The 23205-nt window shown below is 42.7% G+C and carries 17 protein-coding genes; 7 read left to right on the plus strand and 10 right to left on the minus strand.

What is annotated here, in order from left to right; genetic code table 11:
• Position 1: 1 nt before the first annotated feature.
• Positions 2–328, plus strand: coding sequence for a glucose PTS transporter subunit EIIB (locus tag ABUE30_RS07565; RefSeq protein WP_408623113.1), 327 nt, complete (start codon positions 2–4; stop codon positions 326–328).
• A 414-nt stretch (positions 329–742) separates the two neighbouring features.
• Here ABUE30_RS07565 and ABUE30_RS07570 read toward each other — a convergent pair whose 3' ends face one another.
• The 3 genes from ABUE30_RS07570 to ABUE30_RS07580 are packed head-to-tail and all read right to left on the minus strand — an operon-like array spanning position 743 to position 5018.
• Positions 743–1465 carry an exonuclease domain-containing protein gene (locus tag ABUE30_RS07570; RefSeq protein ID WP_408623114.1) on the minus strand — a complete coding sequence of 241 codons (723 nt, stop codon included), beginning with the start codon at positions 1463–1465 and terminating at the stop codon, positions 743–745.
• Positions 1466–1467: 2 nt separating this feature from the next.
• Entirely contained in the window at positions 1468–3372 is a 1905-nt protein-coding gene (locus tag ABUE30_RS07575; RefSeq protein WP_408623115.1) for a DUF294 nucleotidyltransferase-like domain-containing protein, read from the minus strand.
• 14 nt (positions 3373–3386) lie between these two features.
• The gene (locus ABUE30_RS07580; RefSeq protein ID WP_408623116.1) at positions 3387–5018 is read right to left on the minus strand and encodes a sodium/sugar symporter; all 1632 of its coding nucleotides are present in this window, start codon (positions 5016–5018) and stop codon (positions 3387–3389) included.
• Between the two features lie 570 nt (positions 5019–5588).
• On the opposite strand from ABUE30_RS07580, the gene galE reads away from it, so the two are divergent.
• From galE to galK, 3 genes are read left to right on the plus strand one after another with little or no spacing between them, the layout of a single operon-like run.
• The gene (gene galE, locus ABUE30_RS07585) at positions 5589–6611 is read left to right on the plus strand and encodes a UDP-glucose 4-epimerase GalE (protein ID WP_408623117.1); all 1023 of its coding nucleotides are present in this window, start codon (positions 5589–5591) and stop codon (positions 6609–6611) included.
• Positions 6612–6624: 13 nt separating this feature from the next.
• The gene (locus ABUE30_RS07590; RefSeq protein ID WP_408623118.1) at positions 6625–7668 is read left to right on the plus strand and encodes a UDP-glucose--hexose-1-phosphate uridylyltransferase; all 1044 of its coding nucleotides are present in this window, start codon (positions 6625–6627) and stop codon (positions 7666–7668) included.
• An 11-nt stretch (positions 7669–7679) separates the two neighbouring features.
• Positions 7680–8846 (plus strand): galactokinase, encoded by a 1167-nt coding sequence (gene galK, locus ABUE30_RS07595; RefSeq protein WP_408623119.1) that lies wholly within the window; start codon positions 7680–7682, stop codon positions 8844–8846.
• 17 nt (positions 8847–8863) lie between these two features.
• Here galK and ABUE30_RS07600 read toward each other — a convergent pair whose 3' ends face one another.
• Entirely contained in the window at positions 8864–10339 is a 1476-nt protein-coding gene (locus ABUE30_RS07600) for a potassium transporter TrkG (RefSeq protein WP_408623120.1), read from the minus strand.
• A gap of 921 nt (positions 10340–11260) precedes the next feature.
• Here ABUE30_RS07600 and ABUE30_RS07605 point away from each other — a divergent pair.
• The 3 genes from ABUE30_RS07605 to ABUE30_RS07615 all read left to right on the plus strand — a co-directional run bounded on the left by ABUE30_RS07605 (position 11261) and on the right by ABUE30_RS07615 (position 16996).
• Positions 11261–13162: a putative bifunctional diguanylate cyclase/phosphodiesterase gene (locus ABUE30_RS07605; protein WP_408623121.1), complete on the plus strand. Its 1902-nt coding sequence runs from the start codon at positions 11261–11263 to the stop codon at positions 13160–13162.
• A 643-nt stretch (positions 13163–13805) separates the two neighbouring features.
• On the plus strand, positions 13806–15089 hold the full coding sequence (locus tag ABUE30_RS07610; RefSeq protein ID WP_408623122.1) for an MFS transporter: 1284 nt from the start codon (positions 13806–13808) through the stop codon (positions 15087–15089).
• A 329-nt stretch (positions 15090–15418) separates the two neighbouring features.
• Complete coding sequence (locus tag ABUE30_RS07615) at positions 15419–16996, plus strand: glucan biosynthesis protein G (protein ID WP_408623206.1); 1578 nt, start codon at positions 15419–15421, stop codon at positions 16994–16996.
• A gap of 63 nt (positions 16997–17059) precedes the next feature.
• On the opposite strand, the gene ABUE30_RS07620 is transcribed toward ABUE30_RS07615, so the two are convergent.
• The 6 genes from ABUE30_RS07620 to ABUE30_RS07645 form a co-directional block, all read right to left on the minus strand.
• Complete coding sequence (locus tag ABUE30_RS07620) at positions 17060–17542, minus strand: discoidin domain-containing protein (protein ID WP_408623123.1); 483 nt, start codon at positions 17540–17542, stop codon at positions 17060–17062.
• Positions 17543–17596: 54 nt separating this feature from the next.
• Positions 17597–19225 (minus strand): GDSL-type esterase/lipase family protein, encoded by a 1629-nt coding sequence (locus ABUE30_RS07625; RefSeq protein ID WP_408623124.1) that lies wholly within the window; start codon positions 19223–19225, stop codon positions 17597–17599.
• Between the two features lie 27 nt (positions 19226–19252).
• Complete coding sequence (locus ABUE30_RS07630) at positions 19253–20368, minus strand: pectate lyase family protein (RefSeq protein WP_408623125.1); 1116 nt, start codon at positions 20366–20368, stop codon at positions 19253–19255.
• 76 nt (positions 20369–20444) lie between these two features.
• Complete coding sequence (locus ABUE30_RS07635; RefSeq protein ID WP_408623126.1) at positions 20445–21536, minus strand: pectinesterase family protein; 1092 nt, start codon at positions 21534–21536, stop codon at positions 20445–20447.
• Between the two features lie 12 nt (positions 21537–21548).
• On the minus strand, positions 21549–22325 hold the full coding sequence (locus tag ABUE30_RS07640) for an oligogalacturonate-specific porin KdgM family protein (RefSeq protein ID WP_408623127.1): 777 nt from the start codon (positions 22323–22325) through the stop codon (positions 21549–21551).
• Positions 22326–22345: 20 nt separating this feature from the next.
• On the minus strand, positions 22346–23182 hold the full coding sequence (locus ABUE30_RS07645) for a hypothetical protein (protein WP_408623128.1): 837 nt from the start codon (positions 23180–23182) through the stop codon (positions 22346–22348).
• Positions 23183–23205: the final 23 nt, after the last annotated feature.

Genomic DNA, 23205 nt, shown 5'->3' on the forward strand with positions numbered 1-23205 from the left:
CATGCAGATCACTGAATTACTCACTGGGCTGAAAAAGGTGTTAAGTCATCAAAACCAGCACCACCTCTCGACACCCATTGACTTAGATGACGACTGCAAGGTGCTCATTAATGCATTTGGCGGCAAAGATAATATTCAAAGTATCGATGCTTGCTTAACGCGATTACGAGTTAAAGTCAGCGATCTATCGTTGATTCATACCGAGCAGATACAATCCATTGGCGCGCGTGGGGTCATCATTATCGATCATGAAGTTCAAGCTATTTTTGGACGTACATCTGATAAGCTAAAAGCAGATCTTACTTTATGGTTAGATGAAAACCGCTAATTGACGCTTACCTTTACAGTTTGTCATCAAGAGCAATGATCATGATTCATTGCTCTTTTACTTTTCTTAGGCTGTATCTACAGATCAAGTATCCCCCCAAGCATCGAGCGCATGAACCACTATCGAGCTTGCATCACCTCTTTACTCAGCCAAAGTGAATGACGCATCTAGCTTTATTCAGGTTTAAGCTTCACCTCATAAGAAAAAAGATTAAAGCATAATGATGATGGGAAGTCTTTGTCCATCAAAACGCAGTCATCATAAGTAACCTGTGACTCACCGATGGAATAAGATATATCACGATTCTCAACGCAACGCGCTAAACTCAGTTATGGCGATCAAGGTAGTTCGAATAACTTTGCTTGTCAGCTCTTCTTCTCTTTGGTTTTAAACATCTGCATGATCGATTACTTTTCATCTCGATATCTTAAATATAGTTTCGAAATCAATCTGTTCATGACCAAACATTACCATTATCTGAGCTAAAAATAGTTCCGCGCTGGCCATTGCATCGACTAGAGCATTATGCGCAGCGTATAGAGGTAAACCATAATGTTGTCGGGAGGTGCTTAAGCGCCAATCTTCTGGGTGTGCGGATCGTCTCACCATCTGATTCCGAGCTTGCTCCATACGCAGCGTATCGAGCCAGGGAATAGGGAGTGCCTTGAGCTGATAGGTCTTGTTGATATACTGATTAAAAAAACGTTCTTCGATGACCGTTCCATGAACCAGAATCAGTTTATTCTCCATGGCTTGAAACAGCCGGCTAAATGCGCAAGATAATGCAATGCCTTTATTGCTGAGTTCTTGAGGCAATAACTGATGTATTTTGGCTGTATTGGCTATCGATGACGAATGGATCACTTCGTTGATCAACATATATCTGGCAGAGCTTAAACGGATAATCTCTTTTTCGATGACGACCCATCCCATACTAAGAATCTGTTCATTCTGGGGATCAACGCCTGTGGTTTCAAAATCAACGACCAAAATATCAATATCTCTGATATTTGTTTTTAATGTTAATTGAGGTGATAGCACCAATGGTTTAAGTTCATCAGGAAGTTGATCTATTGGGTAATTATTCCTTTTTTTTAACCACTTTTCGGCGGGTGAACACAACCAATTAGGACGCATCATTAACACCCAAATTTCATTTTAATCGCGTCCTGAAAGCCACTAATAATTCGAAATGCATCTTTTAAGTGCTGGCGATCAAAACTACCAAATTCATTTGGATCAATATAATTCGACACAGCTTCTGCCCCGCGTAAACAATTAAGATGATGTGCGTAACGCAACTGGTTAATAAACCGGTAAGTGCCGAGCAAATCCAATGCGGAACGTTCATTAATCACCCCTTTTTCATAGGCAAATTGGATACGATCTTCCGTATTTAACTTATCGCCACCTTCATAGAGCGTATAAATTCGAGCCAGATCAACTAAACAACCGATAGCGGCTCGCTTAATATTCAGTTTATTTTCATTTTCGCCGTTTTTTTCTAGCACCACGTTATTAAAAATACCCAGCGGGGGGCGAGTTCTCAAGGTATTGCGAACCAACGCAACCATCAGATGTCGGTTTCCCGTAACCTGTTTCAGACGATATGTATCTAACTGATTAAAAAGCGAAAAAGTACCGTGAACGGGTCGAATATCAAGAAAGACGGTTAAATTGAGTAACATCTCATATTCAGGATTGATGGCCCACTTGCGATAATACTGCTGCCAGATATTCACTTTTTGACACCATTTAGGTACTGCGGCCATAAACCGGCCCGAGCAAAGGCTATAACCACACTGATCCAGTCCTTTGCACACATACATCGCAAAATGATGAAAATAAGCTTTATCAACCTCAGTGGCACTATTATCTAAAACTAAGGCATTATCCTGATCGGATCCTAGGTGCACTTCATTTCGGGCGTGAGAACCTGCCGCTATCCAAACGTATTGACAAGACGGTTGGCCAAACATTTCCTCCGCCATTCTAAGCAGTTGCTGAGTAAATGCATCATAGACCATACTCATAACCTGTCCGACAACGACGCTCGGTAAATCGCTTTCTGCCATCGCCTCAAAAATGGCTTGCCGATCAAGGGCTAAAGCAACTAACTCATCCACCTGATGACAACGACTTATCTTTTCAATCAGAAAAACAGCTTGAATACTGTGTTTATGAATCAGCTGTTGTGGCGTAATCAGTCCAATAACTTTTTTATTATCGTCCAAAACTGGCAGATTCTGAATTTTGTAGCGCATCATAATATTCATGGCTGCCAGAACTAATTCATCATGCCCAATCGTATGTGGATGATGCGTCATTACCTGCGTGATGTGCTGGGACGTATCGACCCCCTGAGCGACGACCCGTTTAGTCATATCCTTGTCGGTCACCATCCCCAACAGTCGCCCATTTTCAACAATAACACAACAGGAACACGCTTTTTCGTGGCGCATTAAATACGCCACCTCCCGGATCGTCATACTGGGAGTAGCCACTGCAATATTATGACTAGCAACCTTTTCTACTCTCTGAAAAAACAATCCTTTTTCTTCTTGAGCATATTTAACGCTCATTGTTGAATCCATGCGTTGGCTCGCATTTAAAGCCAACTGCTCAGAGATATTTGGATAATCGGCGACGCAACGTAATAAAGCGACATAGTCAAAACGGTAAAGTAACGTGCTTTCGAGTGCCTTGACCTGATATTCATCGCCGGGAATCGGACTATGCAGACTAAAGCCGAAAATATCCATCTCCCCTAAACGCGACCGTAAACTGCCATCGGGTAATCGTTGCTCCACCACCCCCGAGCGAAGAATGTAGAGGTAGTGATGCTGATCCTTATCAATTGGCAAACTGTCAGATTTTGCGAGATAGAGAATATCCGCCTCGCTGGCAATCGCATCGAGAACCTCATCAGGCAGTAGATCAAACGGTGAAATTGATTTTAAAAAAGAAACCACATTTGGGAATAGCGTATTATCCATTTTCACTGACTCATTGAGCAAAAAAGCCCCAATAAGGGGCTTCAACATGAGAGTTCTAAGAACTACCAGAACAATGTATAAAGAACTGCAAGCAAAATCATAATGCCATAAGATGCGATATTAAACCCCTTGTCCGTGACAAACATCGTCGAGGTCAAACTAATCCCTTTTGGATCGTCATCATTTTCAGATGTGCTTAAACTGGTCAATGCAATAACCACTATTGTAAATAATAATGTGTATAACATTTGATCCATAAAAGGCATCGATATAGGCATGAATTTCAGGAACAAGGCAAATGGGATGGAGGCAACCACACCGATAATGGCACCTTTACTAGTGGTTTTTTTCCAGAATAGTCCCAACAGGAACACCGCTAAGATACCTGGGCTTACCAAACCGGTATATTCCTGAATATATTGGAAGGCCTGGCCAATATTACCCAGTAGTGGAGCCACACAACATGCAATAATTAATGCCACAATTGCAGAGATACGCCCTACATTCACCAATTTATAATCACCAGATTGCGGTGCAATGTACTCTTTATAGATATCCATGGTGAAAATAGTCGCAGTCGAGTTCAGCATCGATGCCAGTGACGATACGATAGCCGCCGCAAGAGCCGCAAACACCAACCCTTTCACACCCACAGGAAGCAACTGAGTTAACCAAGGATACGCTTTATCCGCATGCGCAATACTCGGCAAGTTAGTCATGGCCACACCGTTTAAATTAGCCATTAGCTGTGGATCCGAGGTAATCACGTAGGCGGCGATCCCTGGAAGCACGACTAAAAATGGCACAATCATTTTCAGATAAGCTGCAAATACAATCCCTTTTTGGGCTTCTGGAACAGATTTTGCCGCTAATGTGCGTTGAATAATATATTGGTTAAATCCCCAGTAATATAAGTTTGCCACCCAAAGACCACCAATGAGAACCGCAATACCCGGCAAATTCATATATTGCGGGTTACTCTGGCTCAGAATCATTTCAAAGTGACCCGGAGCGACCGCTATCATTTTCGATAAACCAGCGAACCAACCGGCGTCCCCACCAATAAAACCAACGGCTAAATAGGTCGTCAGAAAACCGCCTAAAACGAGGAAGAACACCTGAATAACATCGGTCCATACAACCGCGGATAAACCACCATAAATTGAGTACACTAAGGCAAATAGTGCTAGCCCAATAATCGAATACATGAGTGGAATGCCCAGAATAGTCTCAAGTGCCAATCCCCCTAAATACAATACTGAAGTTAAATTGACGAAAATATAGAGCGCGATCCAAAACACGGCTAAAATTGTTTTTAATTTCTTGTTAAAACGCTTCTCAACAAATTCGGGGATGGTGTAGATCCCCTTATCGATGAATATAGGTAAGAAATATTTACCTACGATGATCAGCGTGATAGCTGACATCCATTCGTAGGAAGCGATTGCCAGACCAATGGTATACCCCGAACCTGACATTCCAATAAATTGCTCGGCAGAAATATTAGCGGCAATCAGAGACGCCCCCACCGCCCACCAGGGAAGAGATTTTCCAGCGAGGAAGTAGTCTTCTGTACTTTTTTGTACGCCTTTTTTATCGCGAGAGACCCAAAGCCCTACCCCGATAATAATTAAGACATATATGGCAAAGACCAGCATGTCTATAAAACCTAAGCCATGTTCCGTGCTCAACATTTTTTTCCCCTTGTTATGCGTTGTTATGCGTCCACGGCTGGATTGTAAGCGCTTCCAATAACGAAAAGTGTAATCTACGTCACATCTATGAGAGGCTTATTGATTCATTTATAAAACTATCTCCAACTCTGAGTACCACATTGGTACAGACTAGAAAGGTCTATGAGTGAGTTCAGCGTAGACCCCTTTGCCATTACGTTTTTGATTTGAGACGACGCATCGCAAACTTACTTTTAGTCAGCCACGGTATGAAGCTGTATCGACGCGCCATTTTAATGGGAAATAACGTATCAAACGCTAGTTGGGTTAGCGTGATTTGAGATCGCTGAACATAAAAGCAGACGAAGGATACCTAGAAGCATCAATGCTGACTTAACGAAATGATCGGCGTGAGATCAGACGCAACCAATAAAAGCGGATACCGAACCTATTCGATCAATAACGAAGCGCAAAAAGCATGTGATTGGCATCACGATTCATTAAGTTTTAAATCCCATCCTAGCAGAAAAAATATTAGAGTATAATCACTAGGGTAAACGTTTACACTCCAGACGAAAAGGTAGAGTAACGATGAGTAATATTTTAGTCACAGGTGGCGCCGGATATATAGGCAGTCACACCTGTCTACAGATGATAGCAGCAGGTTTCACCCCCATCATTTTTGATAATTTTTCTAACAGTAAACCCACAGTGGTCAAGCGGATCGCCGCCATTAGCGGACAAACCCCACAGGTGTATCAGGGGGATATTCGTAACCGCCATCACCTTGATGAAGTGTTTGCCCAACATCATATTGATGGCGTGATCCATTTTGCAGGATTAAAAGCTGTAGGTGAATCAATGGCGAAACCTGTCGAATATTATGAAAATAATGTTTCTGGGACATTAACATTACTGCAAGCCATGCAAGCAGCTAACGTCAAACGAATCATCTTTAGCTCATCGGCCACCGTCTATGGCGAACCAGAATCAATGCCGATCCACGAGGATTTTCCAACACTGAGCGCAACGAATCCGTACGGGCAATCAAAGTTAATGATTGAACGTATCTTGCAAGATTTAGCCAAGGCGCAACCCGATTGGTCAATCACACTGCTCCGTTATTTTAACCCAGTCGGAGCACACCCGAGCGGCACCATGGGCGAAGACCCACAAGGGGTACCGAACAATCTGGCCCCATATATTGCTCAAGTGGCTGTGGGTCGACGTGAAAAGTTATCTATTTTTGGTAATGATTACCCAACCGTTGATGGGAGTGGCGTGCGTGATTATATCCATGTGATGGACTTAGCCGATGGTCACGTCGCCGCCCTCACCTATCGTCTCAAACAAGCAGGGGTGCACATCTATAATTTGGGCACAGGCCAAGGGTATAGCGTTCTGCAAGTGTTACACGCATTTGAGCAGGCTTGTGGTCACTCGCTGGCATATCAGATCTGTCCGCGCCGCGCCGGTGACATTGCAGAGTGTTGGGCCGACTCAACTAAAGCAGCAAAAGAACTGCATTGGCAAGCGACTCGCAGCTTAAGCCAGATGGCAGACGATACATGGCGCTGGCAGTCCAATAACCCCAACGGTTATCCAGAATCTTAATTAAGAGGTTAATATGAGTCAGTTTGAACCTACTGAGCACCCTCATCGGCGCTACAATCCGCTCACCGGACAATGGGTCTTAGTCTCACCACATCGCGCCAAACGGCCTTGGCAAGGGCAACAAGATGAACCCGATCGCAGTCAGCGGCTCAGCCATGATCCTAAGTGCTACTTGTGTCCAGACAATACGCGTATTAGTGGCGAAAAGAATCCTGATTACACATCAACCTATGTGTTCAGTAATGACTTTGCGGCGCTGCAAGAAGATACGCCAACAGTCCCTAATAGCGATGATCCATTATTTCAGTCAGCAACTGCGCGCGGGCTAAGTCGTGTGATCTGTTTTTCACCGGATCACAGTAAAACACTACCACAACTGTCGTTATCAGCGATCCGAGAGGTAATCGACACATGGGCCGAACAAACCACCGAATTGGGTCAACGCTTTACTTGGGTCCAAGTATTTGAGAATAAAGGCGCCATGATGGGTTGCTCAAACCCGCATCCCCATGGGCAAATTTGGGCGAATAGCTTCTTACCCAATGAAGCGGCTAATGAAGATAACCATCAACGCGATTATTATCAGCAACAGGAGCAAGCATTGTTGCTTGATTACGCCCAGCGTGAAAGCCAAGCTCAAGAACGCGTCGTTTGTGAGAATAATGACTGGTTAGTCGTGGTCCCTTATTGGGCAAGCTGGCCGTTCGAAACGCTGTTGTTGCCTAAATTTAAAGTCGAACAGTTACCCCAATTAAACGATGCTCAGCGCGATAGCCTAAGTTTGATCCTCAAGCAATTAACCTGTCGCTATGACAATTTATTCCAATGCTCATTCCCCTATTCAATGGGATGGCATGGCGCACCATTTAATGATAGCGATAAAACCCATTGGCAATTACATGCGCATTTTTATCCACCATTGCTGCGCTCAGCGAGCGTTCGCAAATTTATGGTGGGCTATGAAATGCTGGCCGAAAGCCAACGAGATTTGACCGCAGAACAAGCAGCCGAGCGGCTTCGCCAGCTCAGTGATGTCCACTATACCGAACAATTATAAGGGAAATAAGCATGCCTATTCATGACCTCGTTAGTGTCACTCGGCGTACATTTAAGAGCCAATTTGGCCATCCTCCAGAGCTCGATGTACAAGCGCCAGCTCGTGTTAACTTAATTGGCGAACATACCGATTACAATGATGGTTTTGTTTTGCCCTGTGCCATCGATTACAACACCGTTGTCAGCGCGACTAAACGCACTGACAAGCTCATTAAAGTCGTTGCAGTCGATTATAACAATCAATGTGATAGCTTCAGTGCCAGCACTGATTTAACACCACACCCAGATTATCTGTGGGCCAATTATGTCCGTGGTGTCGTAAAATTTTTATGTCAACGCGGCTATTCTTTCGATGGTGCAGAACTGGTGATTAGCGGCAATATTCCACAAGGCGCTGGCTTGAGTTCTTCGGCGTCGCTAGAAGTCGCTATTGGAGAAACGTTCAATCAACTTTATCAGCTCGGTATTGATGGTAAAACTATCGCCCTGATTGGTCAGCAAGCAGAAAACCAATTTGTTGGCTGTAACTGCGGGATTATGGATCAATTCATCTCATCATTAGGTGAAGCGGGTAAAGCGCTGCTGATTGACTGTCGCTCGCTAAACACTCAGGCCGTGACCATGCCTGAAGGTATTGATGTCGTGATTGTCAATTCGAATATCAAACGCGGCTTGGTTGATAGTGAGTACAACACTCGCCGCGCTCAATGCGAACAGGCGGCTGAATTTTTTGCCGTAACCGCACTACGTGATGTCACGCTTGAGGAGTTTGAAGCTCGCCACAAAGAACTGGATGCCGTTGTAGCCAAACGGGCTCGTCACGTCATTAGCGAAAATGCACGGACTCTAGAAGCATGTGTAGCGCTTAGCGCTGCGGACTTACCTCGATTAGGAGAATTAATGGCCCAATCCCATCAATCGATGCGTGACGACTTTGAGATCACAGTTCCAGCGATTGATACATTGGTGACCATCATCAAGCACCAAATTGGTGATCGCGGCGGCGTCCGTATGACGGGAGGAGGGTTTGGGGGTTGTGTGGTGGCGTTGGTGCCGCAAGCACTGACCGAACAGGTCTGTCAAGCCGTGCGCGCTGAGTATCCTAAAGCCAGTGGCTTGGAGGCGACTATCTATGTGTGTGAACCCTCTGATGGCGCAGGACTCATCAAAACGTTATAACCATTAATGCGGCGCCTTTAGGGGCGCCAAAAACTGCGTGAAAATACAATTAAGATAGGAAAAATCTCTAAACGACCAAATAACATCGCCGCTGACATCACCCATTTTGCGCTGTCACTCAGAGTTCCGAACGTTGAAATAGTGACCCCGTAGCCAATACCCATGTTATTCATACAGGCAGCCACAGTGCCAAAAGCACTTTTGAGATCATAACCCAGCGCCAACATGATCCACATGAACAAACCCGCAAATAATAGATAGATAAAGAACAGCCCATAGACTGAGTTCGTCACCCGCTCGGATACGCGGGTATTGCCAAGCTTGAGTAAATAAACCGCACGTGGATTGATCAGCTGCTTTAATTCCAGTTCACTGCGTTTATAAAGAATTAAAAATCGGATAACTTTGATACCACCACATGTCGAACCCACACATCCCCCAAAGAAGCTGCTGGCTAAAAGCAAAATCATCACATAAGTCGGCCACTTATTAATATCATTGGTCATCAAGCCATTGTCCGTCATCATTGAAGCACTTTGGAAAAAACCATGAACAAAGGCTTGAGAAAAATCATACGTTCCAGTGAAATAAAGTGAGCATATGGTAAACAGGGCGACACATAGGGCAACCGAGATATAAAAACGAAATTCTGCATCTTGCAAAATTGCTTTAAGACTGCGCCGATTTACTGCAATAAAATAGAGTGCAAAGTTCACCCCAGCTAACAACGAAAATACTCCGCCAACCAGTTCGATGGCATCACTGTGGTAATAACCTAAACTGGCGCTATGGGTCGAGAACCCACCTAACGCGACAGTCGATAAGCTGTGGCAAATCGCATCAAAGACGTTCATACCAGCGAGATAAAATGACGAGGCACATAAAATAGCAAGCACCACATAGATCAACCATAAGTGTTTTGCGGTATCGGCTAATTTAGGCGTTAATTTATCTTCTTTAAGCGGACCTGGCGTTTCCGATAAATAAACTTTCGAGCCACCAATACCGAGTGAATTAAATACCGCTGTCGCTAATACGATAATTCCCAACCCACCTAAGAAGTTCAATTGAGCACGGTAGTAAAGAATGGCTTTGGCGGTGCCATCGACATGGCTAATCACCGACGCGCCCGTGGTAGTAATGCCCGAGATCCCTTCAAAAATGGCGTCTGCAACACTAAAATGCAAATGCTGATCAAGTAAAAAAGGCATCGCGCTCATCAACGAGAATAACACCCAGAAAATGACCACGACCAAAAAGCCATCGCGTCCGCGCAAGCGAATATCGGCACTGCGTTTACGCAGCTTACCAAACGAACCAATGGAAAATGTAATCGCAAAAGTAATTAAAAATGCAGTAATATCTTTTTCTTGATAAAAGACACACAATGCAATAGGGATCAGTAGCGATAAACTAAATATAAAAACCAAATAGCTGCAGATATAGAAGATAGCCGAAAAGCGCTCTTCATGATACGTCGAGTGATTCATCATGATGATTTTCAATCAGTCCAAGTTAGCGGCCATAAACAGCCGAGGACGGGCCGTATCACTTATTGACTCAAGTCGCGAACCAATAAGTCATCCCCGAACGGGCATACTCTCCTCCCACGATGGGGCAGATCATGCCATTATTAACCCATCTTGCGAAGCTTTTTATAGTATTTACTCAGAGTTTGCAACTGCAATAGTGCCAGATAGAATATCGAGGCTTTTGCAATCGACTGTACAGGGTGTCAAGGCATCGCCCCACATCGACATTCAGGCCAAACCAGTAAGGTCTAAGCGAGGCTGAAACCGCATGAACATTTTTCAATCAATTAAAGCTCATTAGACAAACACGATTGGCATAAGAACTATCACCTTTGGACGATTTGAACCGTTTTTCCTAGTCAACCAACACTTACGTTTAAAAAGTGAATAGACGTGCGTTCACCCTAACGCAGATAGCTTTTTCATTTATTTTATAGCATTAATGAGCCATCTAACAAATAAGGCAATTTTGATAGGATTGATCTAATATTGTTAAAATGCTGTCAAGCTTCAACTTGTTTCACGTTATTTGAAGATGTGCTATTTGGGACGGGCCATATGCAACTTTCTGAGATGAATTCCATTTATCAGTCTAACGCCTATTTATTGATGTCCATTTTTGATGTCACATTGAGAGGCCCCAGCTCCCATAAATACCACACCCAACACCTTAAAAATGCAACTAAACTACAATTAATTGATACGTCTCAAGCCAATCAAACTTTGCTCCAGTATGGTAATTGTGGTCTCCGTTTTCTTAGACAGATAGTGACGTCATCTTATACTGAAGATAAACAGTGCCGGAATCAAAATGCGTGAGCGCTCTATACGTGCATGATACATACAAAGGCACATTTGTTTTGACATTCAAAGGCTGAATAGATGAAAAATGATGAATTTCGCGGGCGAATCGACGACATTACGCAACAGCTGACACGCATTGTTGAGCATGACATCAAATGTCGGATTCACAATGACACGGCCGATACTGAATTAAGTCAACTAAAACAGCTGATCAATGACTTAGTCGCAACCGTTGAGCGCGGTATGCTAGAGCTCAATACTGAACATCGACAGTTGGAGCAGCATCTCAAAGATCGGACCGCACGCTTAGATTTAATTTTGCGCGGCGCTGCTGTTGTCATCTGGGAATGGGATTTGATTTCTAATCAAATTAATATTTCTGGCGAACAGCGGATCCTCAATGACATCATGCTCTCGCCGCAAGAAAGTCAAGATATAGAGTGTTGGCGGCAATTGATCCATTATGATGATCGCCCCAAAGTAGATCAAGCCTTGGAAAACTATTTCAATGGGCTCACCCCTTATCTTGATATTGAATATCGCATCCAAGATCCCTTTGGCGGCTATCGCTATCTACAGTGTCGCGGAATTGGCAACCGCCAGTCGCCCAATGAGCTTCCTACTCGCATGTCTGGAACCATCAATGATTTGACGCAAAATTACTACATTGACGAGTCATCTGGCCTGATGAATTTCAATTACTTTAGCGATATTTTGGCGGATGATATCAAACAAAATCATTCGTTATGTTGCATCGTCATCAACATTTCTAATTTTGATGATCTACTGGGCGTATTAGCGCAAAAGAGCCACCAAAAGCTGATTAGTCATCTAGCCGCCAAAATGCGCCAACATCGTACCCTCCATGATCTGTTGGCTATCACCATGAAGGGGCAATATGTATTACTTGAACGCAACTGTGATCCAACAATATTATTAAAACGATGCAGTCAGATTGACGAAGACTTAAGCCAGTCGTTATTTATAGATAAACAACGATTGTGGCTCAAGCCGCAAATTGTTGGAATTGATGTACGCCGCTATCAACTCACGTCGGCAGAAGATGTGCTCAATGCCGCGCAATCGGTGTTTCGCCAATTAGATACAACGCATCAACATTATGATCTGTATGAACACCACTATCGGCAAACCCAATGGCTGCACATTGAAGTGGAACAGTGGCTTCGTCAGGCCATTTTACACGATTGGCTAAAAGTCTACTTACAGCCTATTGTCAATTTCAGTCAACAATGTATCACTGGCTATGAAGCACTTTCACGCATTCATCACCCTGAGCTGGGCATCATTTCACCGATGCAATTTATTCCGATTGCCGAAGAAACAGGACTGATTATTCCGCTCACCGATATGTTGATTCAAAAATCGATTGTCATAGCTAATTCGCGGACACTCAACGCGCTGCATGAGCAGCCATTTACTTTAGCAATTAATATCTCAGCGAGTCAATTTCATCAAAAATCCCTCCCCAGTATACTGGCAAAACAACTGTCAAAGGCCTACGTCGATCCACATCGGTTTAAAGTGGAATTAACAGAATCAACCGTGATGGAAAACACCAATATTGCTATTGATCTGATGAAACAATTTCAGGAATTAGGGATACGGGTAGCATTAGATGATTTTGGTACAGGTTACTCATCACTCGCTTATCTACGTCAACTGCCGTTGGATATCTTGAAACTAGATCGCAGTATTATTTGTGGCGTTGTTGAAAATACGGACCAATCAGTCATCGTTGATACAGTCATGCAATTAGCGACACGGCTTGGTATTGAAGTCATCGTTGAGGGAATTGAAACCGAGGAAGAATATTATCACCTCCGCCATCTAGGTGCCAAACAAGGCCAGGGGTATTTATTTTCTAAACCCGTCCAAGAACAGGATATTCCAGCTGCCCATCGCCACATTAAACAACTTTTTAGTGGGCTCGATCTTCCGCTTAAAACTCCGAAGAACTGACAGAGAAAACAGAAACAGGGAGTATCTTTCACTTTCTTTGCCAGTTAACTCAGAACCATGCGTGTAGCATCGCAGTACTCTCTGAGCATACTTCGGAGTATCGCTTTAATTTTAGCAGCAATCTGATTATAAAGCATAATTTGTCACAATTATTGAATAATTAGTTTCAAAAAGACAACCCTAACCGCTTCCCATTACATTTTAACAGAGCTATCAATTTCTCAAATCACTAGCCTGGCGAGATACTCAGCGTCTTCCATAGTGGTATCGCGCCGGATTTCGACCAAGCGATTTGTAAAGTGCGATAACACTTATTAGAAATAGCTGATATGAGTGTTTTAAGTACGCAGTATCACAACCGTCTATGTCATACCAAAAGATCGTGACACAAACTGTCTAAGAAGAACTAAAACAACGACTCAACGCGTACAATTTTCACGCTAGACGCTCCGATTCACAGCAAAATCATGTATTATCCGTCCTCATGGTCTCGCACAGCAGACCCACAAATTGAACCTCATTGATGACCGAATCGCTTGCGATAAGCTTATCGTGTCAGTGATGAATATACTCATGGATCTATCGCTTATCGGTTGCGAATCATAAACGTTAACCACAAGCGACTAAACAATGATTGGAAGCTATGTTTTTACAAAATCAAACGGTCAATCTATCTCTTAGAGATTATAAAACGATTGCCCTATCAATCTTAGGTGGCGCACTGGAAGTCTATGACTTCATCATTTTTGTTTTTTTGTCAGTCACGATCGCTGATGTATTTTTCCCGCCATCGGTACCTGAGTGGATCCGCTTGCTTCAAAGTATGGCAATATTTTCAGTTGGGTATTTAGCAAGACCATTCGGGGGAATAGTTATTGCTCACTTCTCAGATAAAATCGGCCGTAAACACATGTTTAACTGCACTGTATTATTTATGGCCATGCCATGTTTGTTAATTGGCTTTTTACCCGGCTATGCGCAAATTGGGATTTGGGCCCCGTTATTGTTATTGGTCGCCCGGCTCATCCAAGGCGCGGCTCTAGGCGGAGAAGTACCAAACGCGTGGGTCTTTGTCAGTGAACACACACCACCAGAACGACGGGGATATGCACTAGGTCTGCTGCAGGCTGGACTCACCTTAGGGTATATGTTTGCAGCGCTCACCACCACTTTGATTACCAGCCACTATAGTGATGGTGAAATTCGTCAATGGGCTTGGCGGATCCCTTTTGTGGTCGGGGGCATTTTCGGGTTTATTTCTGTCTGGCTCAGACGCTGGCTCAGTGAAACACCCGTTTTTTTAGAACTCAAGCAACATCGTCAATTAGCCAAACAAATGCCGTTAAAAACGGTCTTTCAGGAGCATCGCAGTGCAGCCATTCCAGCGGCGATATTAACCGCGATGCTCGCCTCGGCGGTAATTATGGCCATTGTAGTGACCCCAATTGCGCTGCAAAAATACTATGGCTTGAGCCCCAGTGCCACATTTGAAATGAGCTGTATCGCCATTTTATTTTTAAATATAGGCTGCGTTATCGCTGGCAAAGTGACCGATTGGATAGGCCCGTGGCGCTCGGTGATCCTCTATAGCATTTTATTAGCACTAGGCACCACCTTACTCACTTGGTCGTTAAATCACTCCCTCCAAACACTGATGATATGTTACATTATCGCAGGCCTTTGCAGTGGTATTATTAGCGCCGTACCCGCAGTAATCGTCCGTCTGTTCCCATCGGCGATCAAAGTGACCGGGATCTCGCTAATCTACAATATATCTTACTCAATTTGTTCAAGTGTGATGCCTTTGGCGCTGTTGGCCCTATTACATTATCACCGTTGGGGAATGGCAGTGTTTGCTTGGGTGATGATGGCAATAGGTTTAATCACGGTCATGATGTTTCGGCATATTCGTACCTATAACGCCTAATTGTGACAAAGCAGACCGCTGAAAACAGGCTAATATGTATTATTAGCCTGTTTGTTCATAACCGTCATATCGTAAACAGGGCATAGCCATTATGCCAAGTGGCCACTTTCACTATTGATACCCTTTTTTCAGTCAACTTGTCTAGCATGGGTATGTAGATACTCCCATTGCGTCCAAAATTCGTTAGACTCATCCTATTGACTTGCTCAATAGGATGACGCTGAATGGATATGCTGCAATAGAGCTGAATTTTACATGTACTTTTTAATGTCAAAGGCGCTCGGATAATGGTGCAACCAGTAAAACTGACGATGAGGTTTATTGAATATATGTCTATCACATTTTTGCAATACCGACGTGGATGGATGACACTTGTATTACTCAGCTCACTCGCGCAACCGAGTTATGCATTTAATTTAAACGATGTAGACGCACAGGCCAAAGCCTTAGCGATGCATCCTTATCAACAACCTCAAAGTAATCTCTCGGCGACATTTAAGCAGTTACAATTTGCCCAATACCAACAGATCCACTTTAAAATCGACCACGCATATTGGCAAGATCAAGACTTGCCCTTCAAACTGGCTTTTTATCACCAAGGGATGCAGTTCGATACGCCCGTCAAAATCAATGAAATCACAGCAGACGGCGTACAACCAATTCGATATCATGCCGATGACTTCAGTTTTGGCAACATTCGTCATGACACCAAGGCCGTCAAAAATCTTGGATTTGCCGGTTTTAAGATTCTTTATCACCTTGATCCCCAACACAACTGGGACGATGAAGTAGCCAGTTTTTTAGGGGCAAGCTACTTTCGGGTGATTGGACCCCATCAAGTGTACGGGCTCTCTGCTCGAGGTTTAGCCATCAATACGGGAGAGGCGCAGCCCGAGGAATTTCCTCGCTTTAACACCTATTGGATTGAAAAACCCAAAAAAGGCGATACCTCGCTTAAGTTATATGCGTTACTCAACTCACCAAGTGCTTCTGGTGCCTATCAATTCACCATTACACCTAATGCGAACGGTGATGCACGAGTTGACGTAAAAAGCCGCATTTATTTGCGAAAGCCAGTTAAACGACTCGGCATTGCACCGCTGACCAGCATGTATCTCTATGGTGCTAACCAACCTTGGGCTAGCCACAGCTTTCGTCCAGCACTACATGACTCAAATGGATTAGCCATTCATACAGGCACAGGGGAATGGATTTGGCGACCACTGGAAAACCCGCTAAAAGATCCCCAATACATTTCATTTAGTTCATTTGCCATGACCAACCCAAAAGGGTTTGGTCTATTGCAACGAGGCCGTAACTTCAGCCAATATGAAGATCTAAAAGATCGCTATGATCGCCGCCCAAGCGGCTGGATTGTCCCTGATGGTGATTGGGGAAAAGGCCGCGTCGCATTAGTTGAGCTGGCAACCGATAATGAAACAAATGACAACATTGTGGCTTTTTGGGAACCCGATAAACTACCCAAACGAGGTCAGGCTTTACGCTTTGATTATCACATTGATTTTAGTACGCATGAACAGCGTTTACGCTCCAAAACACTCGGTTATGTCAAACAAACCATGCGTACCCCAGGCCAAACCTATCAGGATAATTTAATACGTAAAGCGGATGGAACCATCGAATATTTAATTGATTTTGCAGGCGGTGAGCTGAGTCAATTGCCAAAGGGGGATAGCGGTATAAAAAGCCAAATTAGTGTCGATAACAACGCGACATTAATAAGTCATCAACTACAATATAACCCGGTCACTGGCGGGCGGCGTTTAGCGCTACGTATAAAAGTCAATAATCCCAAAAAACCTGTAGAAATGCGGGCAAACTTGACTAAAGATGGTCATCCAATTACCGAAACATGGAGCTACCTACTCAACCGAACGGATAAGTAGTACCAGAGTGTAGAAATAAAAACGTCACCTGAAAAAAGGTGACGTTTATCACATCACTCGATCTTAGAGCGCATGATGTTTAACTTTAAGAATACTATTAAACTGAATTTCGTTAATCGCACTCCAATGGTTGACATCCGTACCATAAACGTTAAATTTTACATATTTCGCCTTAATGGAAGGAAAGGTAAAAATCTCTCCTTTTTTGGCATCTAAATCTGTTTGCTTTCTAACGTTAGTGAGCGATGTCCAAACTTTATTATCTTGTGAATAGTGTACTTCAAAACCAAGTTTACGTTGGTCGCCTTTAAACGGAATAATAAAGAAGTTATGTAGTTCAGAGGTTTTTTCTAACTCAAATTCAACCCATCCAGATGATGGAATGGCCCATCGTGTTTCTGATTTACCATCTGCAATTTGCGCCACAGTATGACCATTTCCCTGATCATAACCCGATGCACTAATATTCTTGATTTTGGCCGCAAATGCCGATGAAGTGCAAAGTACTAACGCTGCGACACTTATATTCAATAACTTATGCTTCATAACAACTCCCTTGATAAAGATGATTAGTTCACTCTTATTCTCTTCAAAATCTTATTACTGTGACTTCACCAGGTATTTCGCTAAATTGGCAAGTTTTGCATTGGCGGCAATATTAGATGCAACGATGTCTGCAACCATTTGGGCACCACGCTGCTGAAAATGGGTCGAATCTGGTTTATCAATCCGTCCTGTTTTATTCTTGTAGAATGGATAAACATTTGGATCGACAGCTAACCAGTATTTTTTCCAGTTTGCATTTCCGAGTTGGTTCGCTTTTACAATGGTTCCGGTTTCAACATCAAGTAACGCAACACCATTTTTACGCGCCGTATCTTTAATGGTTTGACTATAATTGCCCACAAATGCGTAGCCAGAATTACTGTTATTTTTAGTCAAGTGACCATAAGCAATTGGCGTTTGGGTACGGCCATGTGCATTTTTAAAGCGAGTTGTTGGGGTCAACAACACTGGCGTTACTTGATGGGCTTTAGCATAATCAATATAAAACTCTAAAGACTTCTCAAACGACATGTTGGGCTGATCTTTAGGATACTGCATTTTCCCATTAGCTGTGTTGGGATAGGTGCAAAGATTGGCTACATCAATTGGGCCTCGTGAGGCTTTGGCGCCATTACATTTCTCATCATTATGCCCCATTTGAATAAACAGATAATCACCGGGGCGCATCATGCTTGACAGATAACGAAACCATCCTTCATTACGATACAATCGCGAACTGCGCCCCGATTGTGCACCATCAATGACTTGAACATCACTCGGATTAAATTGCTGTTGAAAAACCTGTCCCCAGCCCATACGAGGATAACGAAAAGCAGGATAAATTGACGCAGTTGAATCGCCAACGATAAAGATACGATACTTAGCATCGTTCACCCGTTGCTGCTTTTTATAGCTCACAGACAAGTCAACAGGCAGCTGCTGACCATCACGATTTTTTACCCCTAACGGGCGAAAATAGTGATCACTCAAGACTGTTTCAGATGGAACACCCTTCGAGCTTTGATAACTGCGATTGACCCACATCATCGAATAAAATTTACTCGCCTGAGGCTGCCATTTTGCTGCAGAATCAATAGGATTAAACTGCTTTGGCAGATTAAATGCTACCAGCGCCTTCCCAAAGACCGCATGGATAGATGCGATCGCCTGTTGATAAGATGTTTTCGACAGCTTAGCCGATGTTTTTGCATCAACCAAAGCCTGCGGGCCAGCAAAGCCTGCAGTTTTTGCCACATGAGATGTAATCGCATCGCTCAGCGGATTCAAATTAACCCTCGCAGACTGGCTCATGTGACCTGATGATGGAAAATACAATGACGCTAAACAGATCCCCATCTGCTGACTTTCATCATGACACTGACGTCCCTGCTCTTTAGCTGAAATCACCAAAGGAGCAGTCATGCCTTGCACGTTAATTTGGTAATTTCCATGTAAATCAGTGCTAGTTGTAGCCATTTTCCCCTGCTTATCGACAACAGTCACAACGGCAGGGAACTGCATCAAGGCGGCAGAGACATTTCCTTCAATCAATAACCCCTGATGATTTTCAATAGCAATTTTGTGTGCAGCGTTAGCTGAACGTTTGGCTTGATTCATACCGCAGCCGCTCAATATTCCTAGCACACATAAGGCAACCGCGCTTTTCATATAAATATTCTTCATAGCGCATCTTCTGTTATAGGTGAAAAACTATCTCAATAAATGCCCACTACCCACTTCTTTGGAAAGAGAACCCAAAGAAGAAACAGCTTTTAACTGGTACTGATAGGGAACTTTCCACCCTACAGAAGAGTTAACATCACATTGAGAAAAATCCACAGGTTGGCCATTGACGACTGAGCCATGATCAATCACTGAGCCCGAATGGTCTTTACTGAACAGCTTTAATATATGGCATGGTGAATTCAAATTAGAAATAGTGAAGCTATTATTTTCAGAAATAATACTTCCCTCTGTACCCAACCCATACGAATACATATATTTATAGGTCTCATTATCACTGCGATCACCTATAAATAAATTGTTGTAGACATGAATTTTCCCAAACCGCACTCGTGGGGTTCGTTGAATAACATTTTTAAATATATTATCCATCAGTGTTATTCGCAGTTTTCCGCGATCTTGAGCACCATTATGGGAACTATGCCCTATAAGCATGGTTTTATTATGATTCTCAAATAAAGAATACGAGACAGTAACAAAATCACTGGCACGCTTAATATCTAATGCACCATCATGTTGGACATAAGGCCAGCCATCTTTTTGTTTATACATGGCATCCGTAAAATGGCCATCGGTGATGGTTACGTGGTCAACCCAAACATGCTCTGAGGTAATAATATTCATGCCATCCCACTCAGCATTCCAACCATCCCCTTTTTCAAAGTGTGGTGCAACATCAACTGGAGTCTCAATATGTAAATTACGAATAATAACGTTATGGACCTCTTTAACCACTAATGATCCATGAATAAATCCCGCATCAGCCGTAATACCAAACAGTGTCGTATTGCTCGGTATTTTAATTTGGGAACGATGTTTCTCATCATTAAAATTTTGATAAGGACGGCCATCGCTAAGATCAATCGTTCCTTTTACTTGAATGATCTTTGCCGCATCGCCTGCATCCTCTAAAGCACTCACCAACTCGAAGCGATTTGACACCGTTATAATATGCGCCGCATCGGCTTTTTGTCCGCCAGTCGTTCCGCCATTCACTCCCGCCCAACTTGCAGCAGGAGCCTGCTGCAAGATGAGTTGAGATGCTAAGTTAGTCGCAGAACATACTGCTGAAGTTAATCCCAAAGCGAGCCCTACAAGAGGTAATACCTTATACTTCAATGAGCGACTGCTATAACATCTGAACATTTGTACCTCTCTATTATTTATACCACTGACCGCCTAAGACATGAGCAATCGTAATCTGTTTTCCTTGATGGTCGGGCAATTTATGACCATCAGACATGTTCTTTGCACCTGGGCCATAGTTATGATAACCAAAGAAACGCGCATCTTTATCGGGATAGAACCATTGCACCTCATGATCCTTTGTCCAACCAGACATTTTGTCCCAACCAAATAAGTGATCACCGAGATAACAGTTCACATAGAGCGTTGCACCAATCGCTTCAGGATCGGCATAACGGCCATCTTTAAACGTGCGAGTTGGATGCCATGGACGACCTAAGCCATAACTATCTTTCGGAACACCGGCTTCTTTTTCTATTCGGCTATTAATAAATACTAATCCATAGGGCGTATGAACATCGGTGCTAGGTGCTGTGATATACCCCATTGGGATATATCCAGCAGCTCGGTTACGGGCAATCACATTGCAGTGATCAAATACCGCAGTCCCACCACCAAAGATAAAGTCAACATTGCCTTTGACGACACAATCTTTGAAATAGGTCGTGCTACCAGCTTTGACAAGCACTGTATCTTGGTAACCGTCCATGACCACCTGTTCCACTTTGACATGGTTAGCATTCTTATTCACTTCTAATGCAACAGCCTGTGAAGAACGTATTTTAGTCGGATCAGATTGCGGCTTCGCATCGTTAGCTGGGTAATTAAAGCTATTGCGAACCGTTAAATTTTTAAGCGTGACATTATCAGCACTGACTCGCAGTACATAACTACCCGAAGTACCCCATTTTTTGCCATCCGGCCGTTTCATACCAGAGGCTGAATTATATTCAATAATAGTCTTATCGCGATCTTGACCAATTAATTGAACACCAGGGACTTTAATCTCAAATTTCTCATTATATACACCATCTTTAACATAAATGGTGTAATGCTCACGACCCGCTGCTTGAGCGGCCGCAATGGCTTGAGTAATTTTAGAGTAATGATGAGCACTTTCGTCCTGACTAGAAAAAGCTGGACTAACTATCGCATCATAATTTTCTGCATAAGCGAACGAGCAGAATAAACTAAGCAAAAGTGCACTAGATATATTCGTTTTCATCTGTATCTCTTCTTAAAAGTAATAGCTAAATCCACCAGTTATTTCAGCTTCTCTAGTTCCTTTCTCTACAGAAGCGGCTTTATCTGCTAATTTTAAGTAAGGTTTCCAATCTCTATTTAATCGATATGAAACCTCTAATAGATGTTCATAGTCGTGTTTTTTGTTATCGGACATAACATAATCACCATTTTTGTAGGTGTACACATATTTAAGCTCAAGTTGATTATTTGGATTATAATCAACACCTACATTAAATACGTGACGATGGCGATCATCACCTCGCGTTTTCCCTTCACGATGGCTGAACTTACGAAGTTCATATTGATACCCTGCTAAAACAGACAAATTCTTAGCAACTTTATAATTAAATGCTAGGCCTGGAATATATCGGGCACCAATGCTGCCAGGGTCACTAACATCACCAGCGCTTTCTGGGTCGCCAGTCGTACTGTTATAGTCAAAATTATAACTACCGCCCACATAGTACTTAAGCCTGAGTGATGGGGTAATAGTCAGTTTGTCATTAAATTGATAGTTATATTTTGATTCGAAAAATTCGCTATAGTCAACAAGGTCGTCAAAAGTATCATTATTTTTATTAACTAAATTAATACCTATGCCAAAGTAAAGCCCACTTGAAAATTGATAATCAAGAAAAACATTATCAGTATTGAATCGATTATGAGTTGAATAGTTATGCTCATAAGATATTGTACTTGTATCAGCAAAACTGCTAGCAGAAAACAGTCCTAAAATGACTGCTGCTGAAATTAATTTATATGTTTTCATATTCATCCCTGCCCCTATTATTAGAAATACCAGTTAAATCCAGCTTCAACAACTGCTTGATGTTTCTTAGATGTCGATGAAGCACTTTTTTGGTCAACTTCAAAATAAGGTATGAATTTTTTATATCCATAATACTGAACTTTTAATTCGTTATATAAATAACCATGTTTATTATCATAGATATAATAGTGTTTTCCTGTACATGTATAGCTACTACATGACTTAGGACTATTTATATATTTGGCATAATCATATAGGAGGATATATGTAAAACGCCAGTTTCTAATCCCACTATAGTCAATCCCTGTCTCAAAACGATGGGTACCAATGTCACCACTAGATAGATAAGTAACAGATTCTACACCCTGGTTAGGGTCACCATTAATATACATATTTCTAGTTGAATATTTGTCAGAACGGCTAATACGTCTGTATTGGTACCGATACCGAACATATCCGCCCCAATTTTTGGTCAGTTTCCGATAAACACTCGCCCCAGCCAAATATTGTACACCATTATTTGTTAAATCGATTTCAAGTGAGGGTGAGAAATATGTTTTTCTATCAAGATATTTTGTATACTGAAGAACAAACCCTGCACTTCCGCCATACTCATTACTAACATATTGATCAGACTTACCTGAGTAGGTGCCAAATTTCGCTTCATAATGCCAATTGTTTTTTGTTTGATGTACAATTTTAATTGAATCAGTATGTCGTCTAGATGTAGTCAAATAATCATGTTCGTACTGCATATATGTACGCCCTTTGACTGTATCATTAAACTGTTCTGAAGCATATGAAGAGCATGAGATTAACAGTAACATCCCTACGGCCCCAAAGCATTCCTTTTTCATATCAACCACCAATTATAAAATTA

The sequence above is a fragment of the Celerinatantimonas yamalensis genome (genome assembly GCF_046054155.1).
In the GTDB taxonomy this organism is placed as follows: domain Bacteria; phylum Pseudomonadota; class Gammaproteobacteria; order Enterobacterales; family Celerinatantimonadaceae; genus Celerinatantimonas; species Celerinatantimonas yamalensis.

What these genes read in the sequence shown, in the direction of transcription:
- ABUE30_RS07565 (WP_408623113.1), top strand. Translation starts at nt 2, where the DNA reads ATGCAGATCACTGAATTACTCACTGGGCTGAAAAAGGTGTTAAGTCAT.
- ABUE30_RS07570 (WP_408623114.1), bottom strand. Translation starts at nt 1,465, where the DNA reads ATGCGTCCTAATTGGTTGTGTTCACCCGCCGAAAAGTGGTTAAAAAAA.
- ABUE30_RS07575 (WP_408623115.1), bottom strand. Translation starts at nt 3,372, where the DNA reads ATGTTGAAGCCCCTTATTGGGGCTTTTTTGCTCAATGAGTCAGTGAAA.
- ABUE30_RS07580 (WP_408623116.1), bottom strand. Translation starts at nt 5,018, where the DNA reads ATGTTGAGCACGGAACATGGCTTAGGTTTTATAGACATGCTGGTCTTT.
- galE (WP_408623117.1), top strand. Translation starts at nt 5,589, where the DNA reads ATGAGTAATATTTTAGTCACAGGTGGCGCCGGATATATAGGCAGTCAC.
- ABUE30_RS07590 (WP_408623118.1), top strand. Translation starts at nt 6,625, where the DNA reads ATGAGTCAGTTTGAACCTACTGAGCACCCTCATCGGCGCTACAATCCG.
- galK (WP_408623119.1), top strand. Translation starts at nt 7,680, where the DNA reads ATGCCTATTCATGACCTCGTTAGTGTCACTCGGCGTACATTTAAGAGC.
- ABUE30_RS07600 (WP_408623120.1), bottom strand. Translation starts at nt 10,339, where the DNA reads ATGATGAATCACTCGACGTATCATGAAGAGCGCTTTTCGGCTATCTTC.
- ABUE30_RS07605 (WP_408623121.1), top strand. Translation starts at nt 11,261, where the DNA reads ATGAAAAATGATGAATTTCGCGGGCGAATCGACGACATTACGCAACAG.
- ABUE30_RS07610 (WP_408623122.1), top strand. Translation starts at nt 13,806, where the DNA reads ATGTTTTTACAAAATCAAACGGTCAATCTATCTCTTAGAGATTATAAA.
- ABUE30_RS07615 (WP_408623206.1), top strand. Translation starts at nt 15,419, where the DNA reads ATGTCTATCACATTTTTGCAATACCGACGTGGATGGATGACACTTGTA.
- ABUE30_RS07620 (WP_408623123.1), bottom strand. Translation starts at nt 17,542, where the DNA reads ATGAAGCATAAGTTATTGAATATAAGTGTCGCAGCGTTAGTACTTTGC.
- ABUE30_RS07625 (WP_408623124.1), bottom strand. Translation starts at nt 19,225, where the DNA reads ATGAAGAATATTTATATGAAAAGCGCGGTTGCCTTATGTGTGCTAGGA.
- ABUE30_RS07635 (WP_408623126.1), bottom strand. Translation starts at nt 21,536, where the DNA reads ATGAAAACGAATATATCTAGTGCACTTTTGCTTAGTTTATTCTGCTCG.
- ABUE30_RS07640 (WP_408623127.1), bottom strand. Translation starts at nt 22,325, where the DNA reads ATGAAAACATATAAATTAATTTCAGCAGCAGTCATTTTAGGACTGTTT.
- ABUE30_RS07645 (WP_408623128.1), bottom strand. Translation starts at nt 23,182, where the DNA reads ATGAAAAAGGAATGCTTTGGGGCCGTAGGGATGTTACTGTTAATCTCA.